Raw genomic sequence first — 19,979 nt, forward strand, 5'->3', positions numbered from 1 at the left:
GGTGACGACGATCACTGCGGAGCGGGGCGGAGCACGGCCCGACATCGCCCGATCGGATCAGCGTTTCTTCATTTCGTACGATCGGGAGGGTGAGCGCCTGACGGGATGTCAGCCCGCCGGGCGCTCACGCGACTCAGGCCTCGAAGGGGCGGGCCGGCCAGGGCGCCTCGGCGGGACGCAGGGAGTCGACGCCGTCGCCCGCGAGGACGGCGGTGAGGGCGAGCACGCCGACGACCAGGGAGTTGTTGTGCAGATCGCCCGCGATGACCGAGCGGACCAGCTCGGGCAGCGGCACCCGGGCGTGCTCCATGTCGGCCTCCTCCTCGGAGACCGCGTACCGCTCGCCCTCCGCCTCGGAGAGCTCGCGGGCGAGGAAGATGCGCACCGCCTCGTCGCAGCCGCCGGGCGTGGTGTAGATGTCGGTCAGCACCCGCCAGTCCTCGGCCTTGACGTGCGCCTCCTCGTACAGCTCGCGCTGGGCGGCGTGCAGGGGGTTCTCGCCGGGGATGTCGAGCAGTCCGGCCGGGATCTCCCAGAGCCGGTGGCGTACCGGGTGGCGGTACTGCCGCAGAACGATGACCCGGTCGTCCTCGTCGACCGCGAGAACGGCCACGGAGCCGGGGTGGACCTGGTAGTCACGGCCGTGGACGGAGCCGTCGGGCATCACCACCTGGTCGGTGCGGACGCTGGTCTTGTTGCCGGTGAAGGGGGTCACGGTCGCGGTGACCTGCCACTCCTCGGGCGTGTCCTGGATACCCATGTACGTCCTCCCACGAACCAAAAGGAAACCGGGGCACCGATCCGCGCAGGATCCGTACCCCGGTCAACCGTAGTGCCTCGGTGTTACGCGCCGGCGCGGTCCCCCGCGGCGACCTTGCGCGCGACGGCGGCCTTCACCAGACCCGCGAAGAGCGGGTGCGGGCGGGTCGGCCGGGAGCGCAGCTCCGGGTGCGCCTGCGTGGCCACCAGGTACGGGTGGACCTCGCGCGGGTACTCGACGTACTCGACGAGCTTGTTGTCCGGCGAAGTGCCGGAGAAGACCAGTCCGGCCTTCTTCTCCAGCTCGGCCCGGTAGGTGTTGTTGACCTCGTAGCGGTGGCGGTGGCGCTCCTCCACGTACGGCTGGCCGTCGTAGGCCTCGCGGACGAGGGAGCCCTCGGCGAGCCTGGCCGGGTAGAGGCCGAGCCGCATGGTGCCGCCGAGGTCGCCCGCGCCCTCGACGTAGGCGAGCTGCTCCTCCATCGTCGAGATGACGGGGTGGGAGGTGGCGGCGTCGAACTCGGTGGAGTTGGCGTCGGGGATCTCGGCGAGCGAGCGGGCCGCCTCGATCACGATGCACTGGAGGCCGAGGCAGAGCCCGAGGAGCGGGACCCTGTTCTCGCGGGCGTAGCGGATGGCGCCGACCTTGCCGTCGACACCGCGCTCGCCGAAGCCGCCCGGGATGCAGATCGCGTCGACGTCGCCCAGGTGCTCGGCGGCGCCGGCGGCGGTCCGGCAGTCGTCGGAGGTGACCCACTTGACCTTGACGCGGGCCTTGTTGGCGAAGCCGCCGGCCCGGATCGCCTCGGTGACCGAGAGATAGGCGTCGGGCAGGTCGATGTACTTGCCGACCAGCGCGACGGTGACCTCGTGGTCGGGGTTGTGCACCCGGTCCAGCAGGTCGTCCCAGGTGGTCCAGTCGACGTCCCGGAACGGCAGGTCGAGCTTGCGCACGACATAGGCGTCCAGGCCCTCGGTGTGCAGCACCTTGGGGATGTCGTAGATCGACTTGGCGTCCGGGCAGGCCACCACGGCGGTCTCGTCGACGTCGCACATCAGCGAGATCTTGCGCTTGATGGCGGTGGGGACCTCGCGGTCGGCGCGCAGCACGATGGCGTCCGGCTGGATGCCGATGTTGCGCAGGGCGGCCACCGAGTGCTGGGTGGGCTTGGTCTTCAGCTCGCCGGAGGGGCCGATGTAGGGCAGCAGCGAGATGTGCACGACGAAGACGTTGTCCCGGCCGACCTCGTGGCGGACCTGGCGGACGGTCTCCAGGAACGGCAGCGACTCGATGTCGCCGACCGTGCCGCCGACCTCGGTGATGACGACGTCCACGTCGTCGGTGGCCATGCGGCGGATGCGGTGCTTGATCTCGTTGGTGATGTGCGGGATGACCTGGACGGTGTCGCCCAGATACTCGCCGCGCCGCTCCTTGGCGATGACCTGCGAGTACACCTGGCCGGTGGTCACGTTGGCGGAGCCGTCGAGGTCGACGTCGAGGAAACGCTCGTAGTGGCCGATGTCCAGGTCGGTCTCGGCGCCGTCGTTGGTGACGAACACCTCTCCGTGCTGGAAGGGGTTCATCGTGCCGGGGTCGACGTTGAGGTAGGGGTCGAGCTTCTGCATGGTGACCCGCAGGCCCCGTGCCTTGAGCAGGGCACCCAGGCTGGAGGCAGTCAGACCCTTGCCGAGGGAGGAGGCGACACCCCCGGTGACGAAGATGTGCTTGGTCGTCGTGGATGTGGGCTGCATAGCCAAAGGGGGCTCCCGTGGTCGCGGTTGTGAGGTGCGTACCGGCAGCCGAACCGGGGATTCCGGGGGTGCCGTCGCTGCGGTTCGGGGGCCTCGTGCGCTGTCGCGAACGACCACCGGTCCACGGGCTACCAGGGTAACAGCGACGGCGGGAGGCTGCTTCCGGCCACACCCTGCACAGGGACGTCACACCATCACCTCAGGCACTTCACGTCCCACCCGATCAGCTCAGAGATGTTGCGAAGACCGTCGCGCGGATCTTCGTGGTGCGTCGTATCCTGCTCAAACACTCGCTGCCGAGACGGCCGGGCGGCGGCACCACCCAGGCCGCCCACCGGTACAGGAACTCGTCGGATCTTCCCGGGTGAAAGACCCTACGACCCCCTTGACCCGCAGTAAGCGCCCTTTGACGGGGCGACATGGCCGTTCGACTGGAGACGCACGTGGCCGGGCGCATCGAGGATTACGCACTCATCGGAGACATGCAGACCGCAGCCCTGGTCTGCCGGGACGGCACAGCGGACTGGCTGTGCCTGCCCCGCTTCGACTCGCACGCCGTCTTCGCGGGCCTGTTGGGCACCGAGGAACACGGCTTCTGGCGCCTGGGCCCCGCGAGAGCGGAAGGAACAGAACCAGCCTTCGCCGACCGGCGGCGCTATCGCGGCGACTCCCTCATCCTGGAATCGGAGTGGGACACGCCGCGCGGCACCGTACGGGTGACCGATTTCATGCCCCCGCGTGACGGCGCGCCGCAGCTCATCCGGATCGTGGAGGGCGTCAGCGGCCGGGTGCCGATGCGCTCGGAACTGCGGATGCGTTTCAGCTACGGCCGGGTGACGCCCTGGGTGCACAAGGTCGACAACCGCACAGTCGCCGTCGCCGGGCCGGACTCCGTCTGGCTGGACACCGAGGCGGACACCTACGGCAAGAACCTGACCACCTACTCCGACTTCACCGTCGGTCCCGGCGACCGGGTGGCGTTCACGATCAGCTGGCAGCCCTCGCACCACGAGCCGCCCGCCCTCCCCGACCCCGAGGGGTCCCTGGAGGCGACCGAGCTGTTCTGGCGCGAATGGGTCGATCAGTGCACGTACCACGGGCCCTATCGGGAGGCGGTCGTCCGCTCCCTGATCACCCTGAAGGCGCTGACGTACGCCCCGACCGGCGGCATCGTCGCCGCGCCGACCACCTCGCTCCCCGAGGAGATCGGCGGCGTACGGAACTGGGACTACCGCTACACCTGGCTGCGGGACGCCGCGATCACCCTCTCCTCGCTGCTGCGCACCGGCTACCGGGAAGAGGCCCGCGCCTGGCGCGAGTGGCTGCTGCGGGCGGTGGCGGGCGACCCGGAGAACCTCCAGATCATGTACGGCATCGCCGGCGAGCGCGAGCTCGGCGAGGCGGAGCTGGACTGGCTGCCCGGTTACGAGAACTCCGGCCCGGTCCGCGTCGGCAACGGCGCGGCCAACCAGCTCCAGCTCGATGTGTACGGCGAGGTCACCGAGGCCCTGCACCTGGCGCACATGACGGGGCTCACCCGCAACGACTACGCCATGGGCCTCCAGCTCAAGCTGATCGAGTATCTGGAGAAGCACTGGGAGGAGCCCGACGAGGGCATCTGGGAGGTGCGCGGGCCGCGCCGGCACTTCGTGCACTCCAAGGTGATGGCCTGGGTAGCGGTCGACCGGACGATCAAGCTGGTCGAGTCCGGGGACGTCGAGGGCCCGCTGGAGCGGTGGCACCAGCTGCGCGACGACATCCACCGGGACGTCCTGGAGCGCGGCTACGACAAGGAGCGCAACACCTTCACCCAGTCCTACGGGTCGAAAGAGCTGGACGCCTCCTTGCTGCTCATCCCGCAGATGGGCTTCCTGCCGCCGGACGACAAGCGGGTCATCGGCACCATCGAGGCGATCCAGCGGGAGCTGTCCACGGAGGACGGCTTCATCCTGCGCTATCCGACGGAGGGCGAGGACGCGGGCGTCGACGGTCTGGCGGGCGACGAGGGCGCGTTCCTGGCCTGCTCGTTCTGGATGGCCGACGACCTCGCGATGATCGGCCGGGTCGACGAGGCGCGCCAGCTGTTCGAGAAGCTGCTGTCGCTCCGCAACGACCTGGGGCTGCTCGCGGAGGAGTGGGACTCCAACCTCCAGCGCCAGGTGGGGAACTTCCCGCAGGCCTTCAGCCACGTCCCGCTGATCGACACGGCGCTGCGGCTGACGGCGAGCGGCGCGTACGTGGGCTGAGGCACGGTTCGTCCTCCTGGTGGCCGCCCCGGTTCCTCCGGGTGCGGCCACCGGTGCCTTCAGGCGCGCGTCGACTCAGAGTGCGGTGGGCGGTTCGGCCTCGTAGGCGCGGTGGAGCGCTGCCAGGAACCGCGGTGCGGCCGGCAGCTCGGCCGGGCCGATCCGCAGGACCGCCACGCCCGGCGTCCAGGAGTTCATCACGGCCGCACCGGCGAGAGCCGGCAGGTCCTGCGGAGTGATCGCGGCGCTCCGCTGCGGGACTCCCAGCCGGTCCAGCCGCCGACGGACGACGCCCATCATGGTGCCGGTCAGTATCCGGGCCTCGGGCCACACCACCGCCTCGCCGTCCCAGAACACCAGGTTCCAGATCGTCGCCTCGCTGAACCGGCCCTCCCGGTCCAGGAAGGCCGCGTCGTCGAAGCCGTCGGCGACGGCCTGCCGCAGGAGATGCGTCTTGGCCACCTCTCCGACGTGCTTGACGTGCGGCAGGAACCGCTCGTGCCCGACCGCGGCGAGCGCCAGCGGGCCGCCGGGGCCGGACGACGGCGGCCCGGTCCGCACCAGCAGCGCCAGGTCCGCGTCGGCCGCGGTGAACTCGCCGGCGGTGGAGGAGACCGTGGCCGTCAGCGAGAGGTCCGCCGGACCGTCGCGGAGTGCGGTACGCAGGTGGGAGCGGACCAGGTCATCGGGCAGGGCCCGGCCGAACAGCTCGACCGACGCGGTCCGCAGCCGCTCCAGGTGGAGGTCGAGGCCCCGGACCCGGCCGCCGCGGATCTGCACCGCGGTGAAGTGGGCGTGGCCGGCGAAGGCGAGCGGCGCGAGGTCGTCGGTGGTCGCCGGCCGGCCGTTCAGGTGCACGACGTGCGGGGAATCTTCGTTCATGGTCCGGACGTTAGGGCTTGACACCGGTGACAAGGTCAAGCGCGGAGGGTCGGGGGAGACATGCTGATCGGGGAGTTGTCCCGGCGGACGGGCGTCAGCGCGCGGTCGTTGCGGTACTACGAGGCGCAGGGGCTGCTGGAGGCCCGGCGCGGGGCGAACGGCTATCGCGCCTACGACCGGGACGCGGTCCTCGCCGTGGCGAAGATCCGCGCGCTGCTGCGGGCCGGCCTGTCCACCGAGGTGATCCGCGAGGTGCTGCCGTGCGCCCGGGGCGAGCAGCCGGGGTTCGACTGGTGTGCGGAGCTGCGGGAGATCCTGGACGGCGAGCTGGCCGCGATGGACGAGCGGATGGACGCGCTGCGGCGCAGCCGGGGCACGCTCGCGGGACTGCTGTCCGGGCCCGTTCACTCGAAGGCCGCTGCCGCCTCCTCGAGCACCGCGGCCACCGCCTCCGGCGCGTCGGGACCCGGCGCGCCCGGGGTGTAGGTGACCGAGCGCAGTACGCCCTGGTAGCGGAAGGTCCGGTGGCGCTCGAACAGGGGCCAGCCGACTCCCCGCGCGCGGTGCACTCCAACGACGACGACTACGCGGCACCGAGCACCCGGTGGGTGCGGGTCCACCCGGAGTTCGGCATCGCGTCCGGGGCGTCCACGACGGCCACGGCCTCCCACGCCGCCTGAGCGCGGGCCTGAAGCACGGGCCTGAAGCACAAGCCTGAGCGCGGCCCCGGCCGCAGGCCTGAGCACGGGCTTTCCTCCTCCCCTGCCATGCGTACCCCGCGTCCCGGGCGGTAGCGTCCTGAACAGGACAGTCCGGAACCGGACGACCGCCCGGGACACGGGCAGGGCACCAGGGGAAAGCGGGCCGGGTACGTGGAGAGCCACAGCGGAATCACCGTGCAGCGGGCGCTGGAGCTGCCGGGGCTGCGCGCCGGGCTCCCGGAGGTGGTGGCGGGCGCCGACCGGCTGAACCGCACGGTGCGCTGGGTGCACGCGGGCGAGGTCCCGAACATCGCCTCCCTCCTCAAGGGCGGCGAGCTGCTCCTGACCACCGGCCTGGGCCTGGGCGCCCGCCCCGCCGAACAGCGCGCCTTCGTCCGCCGCCTCGCCGACCGGGGCATCGCCGCCCTGGTGGTGGAGCTCGGACCGCGCTTCGGCCGGCTGCCCGCCTCCATCGTGGACGCGGCCCGCGCGGCCGGGCTTCCGCTGGTCCAGCTGCACCGCGAGGTGCCGTTCGTCGCGGTGACCGAGGAGGTGCACACCGAGATCGTCAACGGTCACTACGCGCTGCTCCAGCAGGCGGAGGAGGTGCACCGGCGCGCCACCCGGGCGCTGCTCGACGGGGGCGGCGTGCCGCAGGTCCTCGGGATCCTCGCCGACTTCACCGCCAACCCGGTCTTCCTGGAGACGCCCGACGGCCAGCTCCTGTACGCGGCGTCCACCGGTACCGGGCCGGTGGGCGCGGACCCGCTCCAGGTCTGGGAGGGCATGCGCGGCGACCGGGCGGCCCGGGAGAGCCCGCCGACCGGCGCGGTGCTGGTGGACGTGCCCGGCGGCGGCCCCGAGACCGGTTCGGTACGGGCGAGGCTGGTGCTGCTCGCGGTGTCCGGGCCGCTGGCGACCGTGCACCGGATGGCGGCGGAGCGCGCGGCGGGCCTCCTCGCGGTCGTCCTGATGCAGGCCCGGCAGGAGGAGGAGCTGGCGGCCCGGGGCCGGGGCGACTTCCTCACCGACCTCGCCGAGGGCCGGATCGCCCCCGAGGACGCCCCCGCCCAGGCCCGGGTGCTCGGCTTCCGCCCCGGGGACACCCCGCTGCTCCCGGTGGTGATGCGGCTGGCCCCCGAGCTGTCCCCGTCGGGCAACTGGTCGCTGCTGGCCCGCGCGGTCCTGGAGGAGCTGGCCTCGGTCGGCGTTCCGGTGCTGCTCGGCGTACGGCCCGTGGAGGGGCGGGTTCCGCTGCTGCTGGGGCTGCGCTCGGAGGGCGAGCGCACGGCGGTCGCGGACCGGGTGGCGGCGGCGCTGCGGGCGGGGGTGGAGCGGGCCGGTCTCGACCGGGCCGGATCGCAGCCGCCGGTGGTCGTGGTCGGCGTCCCGGGCGGCTGGGCCGCGGCGGGCGCGGGGCTGCGGCACGCATCGGAGACGGCGACGGCCGCGCAGGGCCTGGACGACCGGCCCTGGTACGACGCCCGGCGGCTGGACATCGACCTGCTGCTGTGGCGGCTGCGGGACCATCCGGACCTGGCGGCGTTCGTGAACCGGGCGATCGGTCCGCTGCGCGAGCACGACCGCACCTCGCGCCCGCCGCTGCTGCCGACGCTCCAGGCGTATCTGGAGCACGCGGGCCGCAAAGCGGAGACCGCGCGCGAGCTGCACCTCAACCGCCAGACGCTCTACAACCGCCTGGCCAGGATCGGCGAGCTGCTGGGCACGGACCTGGACGACCCGCAGACGGTGCTGGCCCTGAGCCTGGCGCTGCGGGCCCGCCGCCACACGAACTGAGCCCCGGACCGGCGGGCGGGTCCGCTCAGCGCGCCCGCCCCGTCGCCAGCGGCTGCGCCAACTCGTCGTAGACGCTGAGCACCTGGGCGATCGTGTCGTCCTCGGTCGGCCAGCCCGCCGCCTGCGCCCGCCCGGCCTCGGCCAGCCGGGCCCGCGCCTGCGGGTCCCCGAGCAGCCTCACGACCGTACGGGCGAGAGCCTCGGCGTTGCCGTACGGCACCAGTTCGGCGGCCCCGCCGACCAGTTCGGGCACGCCGCCGACCGCGGTGGCGACGAGCGGCACCCCGGCCCGCAGCGCCTCCTGCGCCAGCAGGGAGCGGCCCTCCCAGCGGCTCGGCAGCAGGGCCAGGTCGGCGGCGGCGAGCAACTCCCCGACCCCGTCCCGGCATCCGATGAGGGAGACGGGCAGGTCCTCGTCCCTGATGCGCCGTTGCAGGGCGTCCCGGTCGCGCCCCTCCCCCGCGATGACGAGCAGCGGCACGGGGTCCAGGCGCCGCCAGACGCGGGCCGCGTCCAGCAGGGTGCCGAAACTGTGATGCGGTACGAGGCTGCCGACGGCCATCAGCAACGGCCGGTCCACCGCGCCCAGTTCGGCCCGAGCCTTGCCGTCGTCGCCGACGCCGGCCGGGCGCGGGGGCGGGGCGGCGACGGGGGCCAGCCGGGCATCGCGGGCGCCTCGCTCGCGGGCCCGGTCCACCAGGTCCGACGAGGGGGCGAGGACCACGGCCGCCGCGCGTGCGGCGCGCCGTTCCAGCAGGTGCAGGATCTGGCGGCGGGCGCCTTCCGCGTACCGCCGCGTGTGCCAGGTCAGGACCAGGGGCACGGCGCGTCCGCTCAGCGCGAGGGCGGTCCGGGCGGCCGCGTGGAGTCCGTGGGCGTGGACAACGTCCGCGCCCACGCAGGCGGCCCGCAGCGCGGCGACGGCGGCCGGGTCGCTGCGCCGGGGCACCGGAAGGAAACGGGCTCCGGTCGCCGTGAAGTCGTAGGCGCGGTCCACGGCGGGCGGGGCGCAGACGGTCACCTGGACCCCGCGCGCCACCAGCCCGGCGGCGAGCGACCCGACGTGCGCGCTGCTGCCCGCACTGCCGCCGCCCAGGACTTGGACCGTACGCAGCTGTGACACGTTGATTGGCTCCCCGGGGCTCCGGAGTCGGCGGTAAGGACAGCGCCAAGGATGCCAGTCCGTACGCACGTTCCGGGACCGCCGTAACGTTGCTGCCGCACGCGCGGCGACAACCGGCCACACCTCACCACCCTCACGGGTGAATATCGAGGCGCAAAGTTGCCGCCTTTCGGCTTCCCGCCGCCACCGCGAGCACCCCGGCGACGCGCTCCCGGGCTCCTGCCCTCACCCGTCGGCGCGGGCCGTGGCCAGCAACTCCTCGGCGTGGGCGCGGGCCGTCTCCGAGTCCTCCTGGCCCGCCAGCATCCGGGACAGCTCCCGCACCCGGTCCTCGCCCTCCAGGACGGTGACGCCACTGCGGGTCACCGAGCCGTCCACGGTCTTCTCGACCAGCAGCTGCCGGTCGGCGAAGGCCGCCACCTGCGGCAGGTGGGTCACGACGACCACCTGCGCGGACCGGGCGAGCTTGGCGAGCCGCCGGCCGACCTCGACCGCCGCCTTGCCGCCGACGCCCGCGTCGACCTCGTCGAAGAGATACGTCGGCACGGGGTCGGAGCCCGCGAAGACGACCTCGACCGCGAGCATCACCCGGGACAGCTCACCGCCCGACGCTCCCTTGGCGATCGGCCGGGGCTGGGCGCCCGGGTGAGGGGCGAGCAGCAGCTCGACCTCGTCCGCGCCGGACGGGCCGTAGAGGACGCTGCGCCCGCCGATGTCGATGCCGGACGCCTCGTCCGCCGCCTCGATCTGCCGGAGAGCGAAGGAGACCCGGGCGTGCGGCATCGCGAGCGAGGCCAGCTCCTCGGTCACCGCTTCCGCGAACCGGGCGGCGGCCTCCGTCCGCGCGTCGGTCAACGCCTGCCCCAGTACGGAGAGTTCGGACCGCAGCCCGTCGCGCTCGACGGTCAGCTCGCCGATCCGCTCGTCGTCGCCCTCCAGCTCGGTGAGCCGGCCGGCGCTCTCCTGGGCCCAGCCGAGCACCGCCGTGATGTCCGTGCCGTACTTACGGGTCAGGGTGGTCAGCGCGGCCCGGCGCTCCTCCACGGCGGCCAGCCGCAGCGGGTCGACCTCCAGCTGGTCGGCGTACCCGGCCAGCTCGCCGGAGACGTCGGCGATCAGGATCGAGATCTCGCCGATCCGGTCGGCCAGCGCGGCCAGCGCCGGATCGTGCGCCCGGACCCCGTCCAGGGCCTGCCCGGCGGCCGCGACGACGGTCGTCGCGTCGACGCTCTCCGGGTCCTCCGGGTTCCCCGCCAGCGCGGTGTGCGCGAGGGCGGCGGCGGAGGCGAGGGCCTCGGCGTGCCCGAGCCGCTCCGCCTCGGCGGCCAGCTCGACGTCCTCGCCCGGCAGCGGCTCCACCGCCGCGACCTCGTTCAGGCCGAACCGCAGCAGATCCGCCTCCTGGGCCCGCTCCCGGGCCCGGGTCGTCAGCTCGTCCAGGGTCGCGGCGACGGTCCGCAGCCGCCGGTAGGCCGCCGCGTACTTGGCGTGCGGGACCTCCACCCCGTCCCCGGCGTACCGGTCCAGGGCCCCCCGCTGCCGCGCGGGCTTGAGCAGCCCCTGCTGGTCGGTCTGCCCGTGCACGGCGACAAGTTCGTCCGCGAGCTCGGTGAGCACCCCCACCGGCACGGATCTGCCGCCGAGATGGGCCCGTGAGCGTCCCTCCGCCGAAACGGTACGGCTGATGAGCAGCGCACCGTCGTCGAGGTCCGCCCCGGCCTCCTCGGCCCGCAGCGCCGCCGCGTCGCCCTCGGACACCGTGATCCGGCCCTCGACGACCGCGGCCTTGGCCCCGACCCGTACGAGGGCGGGGTCCGCGCGCCCACCGAGCAGCAGCCCGAGGCTCGTGACGACCATGGTCTTGCCCGCGCCGGTCTCACCCGTCACCGCGGTGAAACCGGGTGACAGCTCCACCACCGCGTCGTCGATGACTCCGAGCGACCGTATCCGCATCTCCTCCAACACGGACATGACCTTACGAGGTCCCGGGCCGGACGCGCGACGGCCCCCGCTCCCGGATTCACTCTCCCGAGGATTCCCGAGGGCTACGGGGGCCGTCGGACCGCGTCGGTCACCGTCAGTGGGGCGCGCCCCGCCACCCCGAGACGGGCAGCGCGAACTTCGCCACCAGACGGTCGGTGAACGACGCCTGGTGCAGCCGCGCCAGCCGTACGGGCACCGCCCCGCGCCGTACCTCGACCCGGGCGCCGGCGGGCAGTTCCACGGTCCGCCGGCCGTCGCACCACAGCACTCCGTGCGGGGTGTGCGGCTGGACCTCGACGGCGAGCACGGACGTGGGCGAGGTCACCAGCGGCTTGGCGAACAGGGCGTGGGCGCTGATCGGGACCATCAGCAGCGCCTCGACCTCGGGCCAGACGACCGGACCGCCCGCCGAGAAGGCGTACGCGGTCGAACCGGTCGGGGTCGCGCAGACGATCCCGTCGCAGCCGAACCCGGTGACCGGACGGCCGTCGATCTCCAGGACCACCTCGAGCATCCGCTCGGGCGACACCTTCTGCACGGCCGCCTCGTTGAGCGCCCAGTCGGTGTGCACGACGTCGCCGTTGCTGTGCACGAGGACGTCGATCGTCATGCGCTCCTCGACCTCGTAGTCGCGGGTGACGACCCGGGAGACCACCTTGTCGAGGTCGTCGCGCTCGGCCTCGGCGAGGAAGCCGACGCGACCGAGGTTGACGCCGAGCATCGGCACGCCGGAGGCGCGGGAGAACTCCGCGCCGCGCAGCAGAGTGCCGTCACCGCCGAGGACGATCAGCAGCTCGCAGCCGTCGACGGCGGCGGGGCTGGTGTCCGTGACCGTCTCCACGGCGTCCGGCAGCGGCAGATCGGCCGCCTCGGTCGCCAGGACCCGGACGCCGAGCCCGTTGCGCAGCAGCCCCTGCACGACGAGCTCCGCGCTGCGGATCGCGGCCGGACGGCCGGTGTGCGCCAAAAGGAAGACTGTTCGTGCCGTATTCGTCGTCACCGGGGCCCCTCCGCCACTGCACGGTCGACATCCGCGGGATCCAGCTCAGGTGCGCCGGCCCGCAGCCACAGAAAGTACTCGACGTTCCCCGACGGGCCGGGCAGCGGACTGGCCGTCACCCCTCGTACGCCGAGGCCGAGCCCCCAGGCCCGGCGCGCCACTTCACGTACCGCTTCGGCACGCAGCTCCGGGCTGCGCACCACCCCGCCGCTGCCGAGCCGCTCCTTGCCGACCTCGAACTGCGGCTTGACCATGAGGACCAGGTCCGCGTCGGGCGCCGCGCAGCGGGCGAGGGCGGGCAGCACGAGGCCCAGCGGAATGAAGGACAGGTCCCCCACCACCAGGTCGGCCGCCTCCCCGTCGATGGCCTCCAAGGTCAACTCCCGCACGTTGGTACGGTCCTTGACGACGACCCGTTCATCGGACTGCAGCGACCAGGCGAGCTGCCCGTAGCCGACGTCGACGGCGACGACCTGCCGGGCGCCGGCCCGCAGCAGCACGTCGGTGAACCCGCCGGTCGACGCCCCCGCGTCCAGCGCGCGCCGCCCTTCCACCGCCAGCCCCAGCGGGACGAAGGCGGCGAACGCCCCGGCCAGCTTGTGGCCGCCGCGCGAGACGTAGTCGGGGGCGCCGTCGTCCTGGGTGACGACGATCGCGGCGGCCGTCTCGACCTGGGTGGCGGGTTTGGTCGCGGTGGTGCGGCCGACGGTGACCCGCCCCGCGGCGATCAGCTGGCTCGCGTGCTCACGCGAGCGGGCGAGCTTGCGGCGTACCAGCTCGGCGTCGAGGCGGCGACGTGCCACTCCTGCCACGTTCGGCTCAGCTCCTGTTGTCGTGATGCGTGTGGTGCGTGTTCTGCACGTGTTGCGTGTTCTGCGTGTTCTGCGAAGGCGTGGGTACGGGACCGGGTACCGCGGCGGGACGGTCGTCCAGCGAGGTCAGCTCGGACCGCAGCCCACGGTGTACATCCTCGTACACCTCGATGTGCCCGTCCGCCGGGAGGTGGTCCGCGTCGGCCAGCCGCTCCAGCCGGGCGTCCACCGCCGCGTGGCCGGTGGGCGTGCGCACGACCCCGAGGGGCGCGGGCGCCGCGGGCTCGAAGGAGGGCGCGTCGGTCACGGGCCCGTCCGGCGGCAGCTCCGGCTCTCCGGTCACCGGCTCCCCGGTCACCGGTTTCTCGGGCGTGCTCACGGGCGGCGCTCCCGCCTCCGGCATCCAGTCGCTCATGCCGAAACGCTACATCGACGGGCCGGTGTACCGTCGAGCACGATGGCGACCATGGCGGAGTGCCGCAGCGCACTGAGAAGACTTTCCGACAACCTCGCAGCCGCCGAGGGCGACGTGCGCAGCACCGCTGCCCTCGACCGCTCGCTGAGCTGTCACATCCAGGACCTCGACATCACGTTCACCGGCCGGCTGGCCGATGGCCGGATCCAGGTGCGGGACACGGTCGAGGGGCCGCCCCGGGAGAAGGCCGAGATCAGGCTCGCGATGACGGGTGACGACCTGGTGGCGCTGGTGGACGGCGACCTGAACTTCGCGAAGGCGTGGGCCTCGGGCCGCGTACGCCTGGAGGCGGGCTTCCGGGACCTGCTGAAACTGAGATCCCTGCTGTAGCGGCCGAGCCCGCGGGATCAAGCCCGTCCGGCGCACGAGGGACCCGGTGCCCGCCGGGGCCGCCGCCGGCGGCCTCCCACCGCCCTCAGGCGGCCACCTTCCCGGTCTTGCGGGCCTTGCGCGCCGCCGGCACGACCAGCGGCGTCCCCGTCTCCGGATCGTCGATCACCTGGCAGCGCATCCCGAACACCCGCTCCACCAGCTCCGCGTCGACGACCTCCGAAGGCGCCCCCTCCGCGACGATCTCGCCCTCCCGCATCGCGATGAGATGCGTGGCGTACCGCGCGGCGTGGTTCAGGTCGTGGAGAACGGCCACCAGGGTGCGGCCCTGGGTCTCGTGCAGCTCCGCGCACAGGTCGAGGACATCGATCTGGTGCTGGATGTCGAGGTACGTCGTCGGCTCGTCGAGCAGCAGCAGCGGCGTCTGCTGGGCCAGCGCCATGGCGATCCAGACCCGCTGGCGCTGACCCCCGGACAGCTCGTCGACATAGCGCTCGGCCAGCTCCGCGACGCCGGTGGACTCCATCGACTCGTTGACCACCCGCTCGTCCTCCGGCGACCACTGCCGCAGCAGCCCCTGGTGGGGATACCGGCCACGGGCGACGAGGTCGGCGACGGTGATCCCGTCGGGGGCTATGGACGACTGCGGCAGCAGCCCCAGCGTCCGCGCGACCTTCTTCGCGGGCAGCTGGTGGATGGTCTGACCGTCCAGCAGCACCTGTCCCCGGCTCGGCTTCAGCATCCGGGCGAGAGCCCGCAGCAGGGTCGACTTGCCGCAGGCGTTGGGCCCGACGATCACGGTGAAGGAGTTGTCGGGAATCTCCACCGAGAGGTTCTCGGTGATGACCCGCTGGTCGTAGCCGAGGGTCACCGATTCTGCGGTGAGGCGCTGCATGGTCGTACTCCCGGAGTCGGTGAGGCGGAGCGGCTCGGCGCCGGGCACGGGCAGACCACCGAGCAGCACCAAGTTAGGTTAGCCTATCTTCCTCTTCGCGCCGCTGGTTCCTGGCCGCCGCCCCCACCTCAACACCCTCTCGGGCAGGGGGCGTAGGGCGGCGCCGGGGACCGGTTCAGAGCTCGAGCCCGGCGATGGCCTTCCCCGACTCCAGCCCGCACACACCCGCACCGGCGAAGGCCCAGGCCGCCGCGCAGAGCGCCCGCAGCCCGTCGAGCGGGTCGCCTTCGCCCCCGCTCCCGCCCTCCAGGACCAGCTCGTCGCCGCGTACGGACGCCGTCCAGCCCCCGCACCGGTGGGCGTCACCGACCGGCACGACCTCGGGCTGCCCGGTCAGCAGCCCCCGCAGGTCCCGGTCCACATAGGTCGGCCGGTGCTGCGGCGGAGCGGCCAGCAACTGCGCCGCGTCCGTCACCCCGGTCAGCACCAGCAGCGAGTCCACTCCGCCGTTGAACGCGCCCTCGATGTCGGTGTCCAGCCGGTCGCCGACGACGAGCGGCCGCTCGGCCCCGGTCCGCAGCACGGTTTCGCGGTGCATCGGCGGCAACGGCTTCCCGGCCACCTGCGGCTCGGCCCCGGTGGCGATCCGTACAACCTCGACCGCGGCCCCGTTCCCGGGCGCGATGCCGCGGGCGCTCGGGATGGTCAGATCGGTGTTGGACGCGAACCACGGCAGCCCGCGCCGGATCGCGTAGCTCGCCTCGGCGAACCGCCCCCACGGCATGTCCGGCCCGCCGTACCCCTGGGCCACCGCCGCCGGGTCGTCGTCCGCCGACTCCACCGGCACCAGCCCGCGCTCCCGCAGCGCGACCCGCAGCCCCTCGCCGCCGATGGCCAGCACCCGGGCTCCGGGCGGCAGTTGATCGGCGACCAGCCGGGCGACGGCCTGCGCGGAAGTGATCACGTCGGAGGGTTCGGCGGGCACCCCGAGCTCCGTCAGGTGCTCGGCCACCGCGTCCGGCGTCCGCAGCGCGTTGTTGGTGACGTACGCGAGATGCATGCCCCCGGACCGCGCTCGGGCCAGCGACGGGACGGCGTGGCCGATGGCCTCGCCGCCCGCGTACACGACCCCGTCGAGGTCCAGGAGAGCCGTGTCGTACGCCTCGCTCAGCGCCGTGCTGCTCCCCGACGGGCGGGACCTGTCCTGCTGGTGGCTCATATGGATCGCTCCTCTTTCCTGCTTCTGCCCCGATCATCGCGCATGCCCTCTGCACACATACGATGCCCTGATGAACACTTCAGGTCCCGTCGACCAGGGGCTGCGGCTGATCCCGTTCCGCGGACTGCGATACGTCCCCGAGCGGGTCGGCAGCCTTGCCGCCGTGACCTCGCCGCCGTACGACGTGGTCGTCCGGCCCGACGGGCTGCACCACCTGGAGTCCGCGGATCCGCACAACATCGTGCGCCTCATCCTCCCCCAGGCCGACACCGCCCGGGACCGGCACCGGCAGGCCGCCGCCACGCTGGACCGCTGGCTGGCCGAGGGGGTCATCGCCCCGGACCCGGACCCGGTGCTGTACGTCTACGAGCAGCGGAACGACGAGATCCTCCAGCGGGGCGTGATCGGCGCCCTGGCTCTCTCCCCTGCCGACGAGGGCATCGTGCTGCCCCACGAGGACGTCATGGACGACGTCGTCGCGGACCGCGCGGAGCTGATGCGTACGACGGGGGCCCATCTCGAACCGCTGCTGCTGACCTACCGCGGCGACGAGGGCACGCCGGCCGGGGCCGCAGCGGTGATCGACCGCACGGTCCTGCGGGAACCGCTGCTCGCCACCACGACGGAGGACGGCTTCCGTCACCGCCTCTGGGCCGTGACGGATCCGTCCGAGCGGAGCGAGATCAAGACAGACCTCGCCCGGCATCAGGCGCTCATCGCGGACGGCCACCACCGGTGGGCCACCTATCTCCAGCTCCAGCGGGAGCAGCCCGCGCCGGGGCCGTGGGGCTACGGCCTGGTGCTCCTCGTCGACACGGCCCGCCACCCGCTCCAGGTCCGCGCCATCCACCGGCTCCTGCGGAAGCTGCCGGTCTCCCGGGCCCTGGAGGCGCTGACCGGCCTCTTCCGCGTCCAGCCGGTCCACGGGCCGCTCCCCCGGGCACTCGACGCGCTGGCCGAAGCGGCGACCGAGGGCAACGCGTTCCTGCTGGCCGGCGACGGCGGCTTCCATCTGGTGGACCGCCCCGACCCGGCCCTGCTGGCCCGCACCGTCCGGACGGACCGCCCCGACGCCTGGCGCACCCTGGACGCGACGGTCCTGCACTCCGCGCTGCTCGACGACGTGTGGCGGATCCCCGACGCGCCCGAGCACATCGGCTACATCCACGACACCGCGGCAGCCGTCGAACAGGCCGAACGCCTCGGCGCCACGGCGGTCCTGATGCATCCCGTACGCGAAGAGGTCGTCCGGGACCTGGCCCGGCAGGGTGTCAGGATGCCCCGCAAGTCGACGTCGTTCGGCCCGAAGCCGGCCACGGGCCTGGTCATGCGGAGCCTCACCCTCGACTGATCCGTCGACCGACATGAGGAGGGGCGGCACTCCGATCGGAGTGCCGCCCCTCCTCGTCAGCCGCTAGGCCTTGACCGAACCGTCCGCAGGACCGTCCTGGTCATCGTCCGGGTCGACGTCGTCCTCGTCGTCGTGGCCGTCCTCGTCGTCGTCCTCGTCGTCGTCCTCGTCAACGTCAACGTCGTCGTGGTCGTCGGAGCGCTCCTCGGCACGAGGAGCGGCCTCGTCGGCCTCCCCGGCCGGGTCCGTCTCGTCCCCACCGAGGACGTCGACGAACTCGACGCCGTCGAGCTCGGCGAGCCGGTCCGACGCATCGGTGGAGCCGTCCTTGTCGGCCTCCAGCGCCTTCCCGAACCACTCCCGCGCCTCGTCCTCGCGTCCCGCTTCCAGGAGCGCGTCCGCGTAGGCGTACCGCAGCCGCGGCGTCCACGGCTGGACGGAGTTGGACGCGAGCTCGGGGCTCTGGAGTGTCACGATGGCGGCGTCGATCTGGCCCATGTCCCGGCGTGCGCCGGCGGCCACCAGCCGCATCTCGACCTGCCCGGCCTTGTCCAGCTTCTGCACCTCGGGCTCGCCGGCCATGGCCATCGCCCGCTCGGGACGCCCGAGTCCGCGCTCGCAGTCCGCCATGACGGGCCACAGGTCCACGGACCCGGTCATCCGCCGGGCCGCCCGGAACTCGGCGAGCGCCTCGGCGTACTTCTGCGTCGCGTAAGCCGCGAACCCGGCCGCCTCACGCACGGCCGCCACCCGGGACGCGAGCCGGAGGGCGATGCGCGCGTAGGCGTACGCCTCCTCGGGCTCCTCGTCGATCAGCCGGGCCACCATGACCAGGTTGCGCGCGACGTCCTCGGCAAGGGTCTTCGGCAGGCTCATGAGCTCCTGGCGTACGTCCTTGTCGATCTCGTCGCCCGTGACGTCGTCCGGAATCGGCAGCCGCTTGATCGGCTCGCGGTCGCGGTCCCGGTCGTCGCGGCCCCGGAAACCACCACGGTCCCGGTCGTCGCGCTGGCCGCCCCGGTATCCGCCCCGGTCCCGGTCGCCCTCGTCGCGGCGGAAGCCGCCACCTGAGCCGCCACCACGGTTGTCGTCACGGCGGAAGCCGCCGCCGGAGGGGCGGTCGTCATCACGGCGCGGACCACGGGGACGGTCATCACGCCGCTCGAAGCCACCGCTGGGACGGCCACCACGGTCATCCCGCTGCTGACCGCCCCGGTACCCACCACGGTCGTCATCACGACGGGGACCACGGTCGCGATCCCGATCGCGGTCGTCACGGCGGAAGCCACCGCCGGTGCTGCCACCACGGTTGTCGTCACGGCGGAAGCCGCCACCGGAAGGCCGGTCGTCATCACGACGCGGACCACGGGGACGGTCATCACGCCGCTCGAAGCCAGCGCTGGGACGGCCACCACGGTCATCATCACGACGGGGCGCACGATCACGGTCGCGGTCGTCACGGCGGAAGCCACCGCCGGTGCTGCCACCCCGGTTGTCATCGCGGCGGAAACCACCACCGGAGCCGCCGCCCCGGTTGTCGTCACGCCGGAAGCCACCACCGGAGCCACCGCCGCGGTTGTCGTCACGGCGGAAACCGCCACCGGAGGGACGGTCGTCATCACGACGCGGACCGCGAGGGCGGTCGTCACGCCGCTCGAAGCCACCGCCGGAGCCGCTACCACGGTTGTCGTCACGGCGGAAACCGCCACCGGAAGGCCGGCTGTCATCGCGACGGAAGCCGCCACCGGAGCCACCGCCCCGGTTGTCGTCACGGCGGAAGCCGCCACCGGAGGGGCGGTCGTCATCACGGCGCGGACCACGGGGACGGTCATCACGCCGCTCGAAGCCACCGCTGGGACGGCCACCACGGTCATCACGCTGCTGCGAGCCACCCCGGTACCCACCACGGTCGTCATCACGACGGGGACCACGGTCGCGATCCCGATCGCGGTCGTCACGGCGGAAGCCACCACCGGAGCCGCCACCGCGGTTGTCATCGCGACGGAAGCCACCACCGGAGCCACCACCGCGGTTGTCGTCACGACGGAAACCACCACCAGAGCCACCACCGCGGTTGTCGTCACGACGGAAACCACCACCAGAGCCACCGCCCCGGTTGTCGTCACGACGGAAACCACCACCAGAGCCACCGCCCCGGTTGTCGTCACGACGGAAACCACCACCGGAAGGCCGGCTGTCATCCCGACGCGGACCACGGTCACGGTCGCCGCCCCGGTCGTCACGACGGAAGCCACCACCGGTGCCGGCACCGGAGGACGGCCTGTTGTCGTCACGGCGGCCGCCGCGGTCGTTGTCGCGTTGAGGTGCGCCGGAACCGGACCGGTCGTCACGACCACCGCGGTAACCGCCCCTGTCACCGCCGTCCCGGCGACGCGGCTCGCGCTCCGGACGATCGTCGGGAGAGTTGGTGGACATGGGTGTGACTCCTGTCTTCGGGTACCACAGACATTCTCGCGCAGTCGACCAGGCGACGCGCTTCGGGAAAAACAAAAAACCCCTGGTCCCAGCATGAACGCTGGGACCAGGGGTCCTTGAAAGATTGTTCGGCGGCGTCCTACTCTCCCACAGGGTCCCCCCTGCAGTACCATCGGCGCTGAAAGGCTTAGCTTCCGGGTTCGGAATGTAACCGGGCG

18 protein-coding genes and 1 rRNA gene are annotated in these 19,979 nt (G+C 72.9%); 6 read left to right on the top strand and 13 right to left on the bottom strand.

Features of this window, described 5'->3' with window-relative positions:
* Positions 1 to 133: 133 nt before the first annotated feature.
* Together ACH4UK_RS25585 and ACH4UK_RS25590 are read right to left on the bottom strand one after the other, a co-directional pair.
* Positions 134 to 760 carry an NUDIX domain-containing protein gene (locus ACH4UK_RS25585; protein ID WP_398359901.1) on the bottom strand — a complete coding sequence of 209 codons (627 nt, stop codon included), beginning with the start codon at positions 758 to 760 and terminating at the stop codon, positions 134 to 136.
* A gap of 83 nt (positions 761 to 843) precedes the next feature.
* A complete protein-coding gene (locus tag ACH4UK_RS25590; protein WP_398359903.1) occupies positions 844 to 2,511 on the bottom strand; it encodes a CTP synthase in 1,668 nt (555 codons plus the stop codon).
* 443 nt (positions 2,512 to 2,954) lie between these two features.
* Between ACH4UK_RS25590 and ACH4UK_RS25595 the strand changes: the two genes are divergently transcribed.
* Positions 2,955 to 4,757, top strand: coding sequence for a glycoside hydrolase family 15 protein (locus ACH4UK_RS25595; RefSeq protein WP_398359956.1), 1,803 nt, complete (start codon positions 2,955 to 2,957; stop codon positions 4,755 to 4,757).
* A gap of 75 nt (positions 4,758 to 4,832) precedes the next feature.
* On the opposite strand, the gene ACH4UK_RS25600 is transcribed toward ACH4UK_RS25595, so the two are convergent.
* Positions 4,833 to 5,639: an aminotransferase class IV family protein gene (locus ACH4UK_RS25600; protein ID WP_398359905.1), complete on the bottom strand. Its 807-nt coding sequence runs from the start codon at positions 5,637 to 5,639 to the stop codon at positions 4,833 to 4,835.
* A gap of 60 nt (positions 5,640 to 5,699) precedes the next feature.
* Between ACH4UK_RS25600 and ACH4UK_RS25605 the strand changes: the two genes are divergently transcribed.
* From ACH4UK_RS25605 to ACH4UK_RS25615, 3 genes are all read left to right on the top strand, one after another.
* Entirely contained in the window at positions 5,700 to 6,125 is a 426-nt protein-coding gene (locus ACH4UK_RS25605; RefSeq protein ID WP_398359907.1) for a MerR family transcriptional regulator, read from the top strand.
* 38 nt (positions 6,126 to 6,163) lie between these two features.
* The gene (locus ACH4UK_RS25610) at positions 6,164 to 6,319 is read left to right on the top strand and encodes a hypothetical protein (protein WP_398359908.1); all 156 of its coding nucleotides are present in this window, start codon (positions 6,164 to 6,166) and stop codon (positions 6,317 to 6,319) included.
* Between the two features lie 192 nt (positions 6,320 to 6,511).
* Complete coding sequence (locus ACH4UK_RS25615) at positions 6,512 to 8,137, top strand: PucR family transcriptional regulator (RefSeq protein WP_398359910.1); 1,626 nt, start codon at positions 6,512 to 6,514, stop codon at positions 8,135 to 8,137.
* A gap of 25 nt (positions 8,138 to 8,162) precedes the next feature.
* Here ACH4UK_RS25615 and ACH4UK_RS25620 read toward each other — a convergent pair whose 3' ends face one another.
* The 5 genes from ACH4UK_RS25620 to ACH4UK_RS25640 all read right to left on the bottom strand — a co-directional run bounded on the left by ACH4UK_RS25620 (position 8,163) and on the right by ACH4UK_RS25640 (position 13,470).
* Positions 8,163 to 9,260, bottom strand: a complete 1,098-nt coding sequence (locus tag ACH4UK_RS25620; protein ID WP_398359911.1) for a glycosyltransferase family 4 protein — start codon at positions 9,258 to 9,260, stop codon at positions 8,163 to 8,165.
* A 225-nt stretch (positions 9,261 to 9,485) separates the two neighbouring features.
* A complete protein-coding gene (gene recN / locus ACH4UK_RS25625; protein WP_398359913.1) occupies positions 9,486 to 11,231 on the bottom strand; it encodes a DNA repair protein RecN in 1,746 nt (581 codons plus the stop codon).
* Positions 11,232 to 11,337: 106 nt separating this feature from the next.
* Positions 11,338 to 12,243 carry an NAD kinase gene (locus tag ACH4UK_RS25630; protein WP_398359915.1) on the bottom strand — a complete coding sequence of 302 codons (906 nt, stop codon included), beginning with the start codon at positions 12,241 to 12,243 and terminating at the stop codon, positions 11,338 to 11,340.
* Entirely contained in the window at positions 12,240 to 13,055 is an 816-nt protein-coding gene (locus ACH4UK_RS25635; protein ID WP_398359917.1) for a TlyA family RNA methyltransferase, read from the bottom strand. Before ACH4UK_RS25635 ends, ACH4UK_RS25630 begins: the two co-directional genes overlap by 4 nt.
* A 7-nt stretch (positions 13,056 to 13,062) precedes the next feature.
* Positions 13,063 to 13,470, bottom strand: a complete 408-nt coding sequence (locus ACH4UK_RS25640) for a hypothetical protein (protein WP_398359919.1) — start codon at positions 13,468 to 13,470, stop codon at positions 13,063 to 13,065.
* Between the two features lie 42 nt (positions 13,471 to 13,512).
* On the opposite strand from ACH4UK_RS25640, the gene ACH4UK_RS25645 reads away from it, so the two are divergent.
* Positions 13,513 to 13,860, top strand: a complete 348-nt coding sequence (locus tag ACH4UK_RS25645; protein WP_398359921.1) for an SCP2 sterol-binding domain-containing protein — start codon at positions 13,513 to 13,515, stop codon at positions 13,858 to 13,860.
* An 85-nt stretch (positions 13,861 to 13,945) separates the two neighbouring features.
* On the opposite strand, the gene ACH4UK_RS25650 is transcribed toward ACH4UK_RS25645, so the two are convergent.
* Positions 13,946 to 14,755: an ABC transporter ATP-binding protein gene (locus tag ACH4UK_RS25650; protein ID WP_398359958.1), complete on the bottom strand. Its 810-nt coding sequence runs from the start codon at positions 14,753 to 14,755 to the stop codon at positions 13,946 to 13,948.
* A gap of 175 nt (positions 14,756 to 14,930) precedes the next feature.
* Entirely contained in the window at positions 14,931 to 15,974 is a 1,044-nt protein-coding gene (locus ACH4UK_RS25655) for an HAD hydrolase-like protein (RefSeq protein WP_398359923.1), read from the bottom strand.
* Between the two features lie 70 nt (positions 15,975 to 16,044).
* Here ACH4UK_RS25655 and ACH4UK_RS25660 point away from each other — a divergent pair, with 70 nt between their 5' ends.
* Positions 16,045 to 17,325, top strand: coding sequence for a DUF1015 family protein (locus ACH4UK_RS25660; protein WP_398359925.1), 1,281 nt, complete (start codon positions 16,045 to 16,047; stop codon positions 17,323 to 17,325).
* A 63-nt stretch (positions 17,326 to 17,388) separates the two neighbouring features.
* Here the strand turns inward: ACH4UK_RS25660 and ACH4UK_RS25665 are convergent, their stop codons facing one another.
* The 3 genes from ACH4UK_RS25665 to rrf all read right to left on the bottom strand — a co-directional run.
* Positions 17,389 to 18,201 (bottom strand): tetratricopeptide repeat protein, encoded by an 813-nt coding sequence (locus ACH4UK_RS25665; RefSeq protein ID WP_398359926.1) that lies wholly within the window; start codon positions 18,199 to 18,201, stop codon positions 17,389 to 17,391.
* Positions 18,198 to 19,676, bottom strand: coding sequence for a hypothetical protein (locus tag ACH4UK_RS25670; protein ID WP_398359928.1), 1,479 nt, complete (start codon positions 19,674 to 19,676; stop codon positions 18,198 to 18,200). Before ACH4UK_RS25670 ends, ACH4UK_RS25665 begins: the two co-directional genes overlap by 4 nt.
* A gap of 211 nt (positions 19,677 to 19,887) precedes the next feature.
* Positions 19,888 to 19,979 (bottom strand): 5S ribosomal RNA (gene rrf, locus ACH4UK_RS25675); the annotation flags it as partial.

Source organism: Streptomyces sp. NPDC020884 (genome assembly GCF_044333935.1).
Taxonomy (GTDB): domain Bacteria; phylum Actinomycetota; class Actinomycetes; order Streptomycetales; family Streptomycetaceae; genus Streptomyces.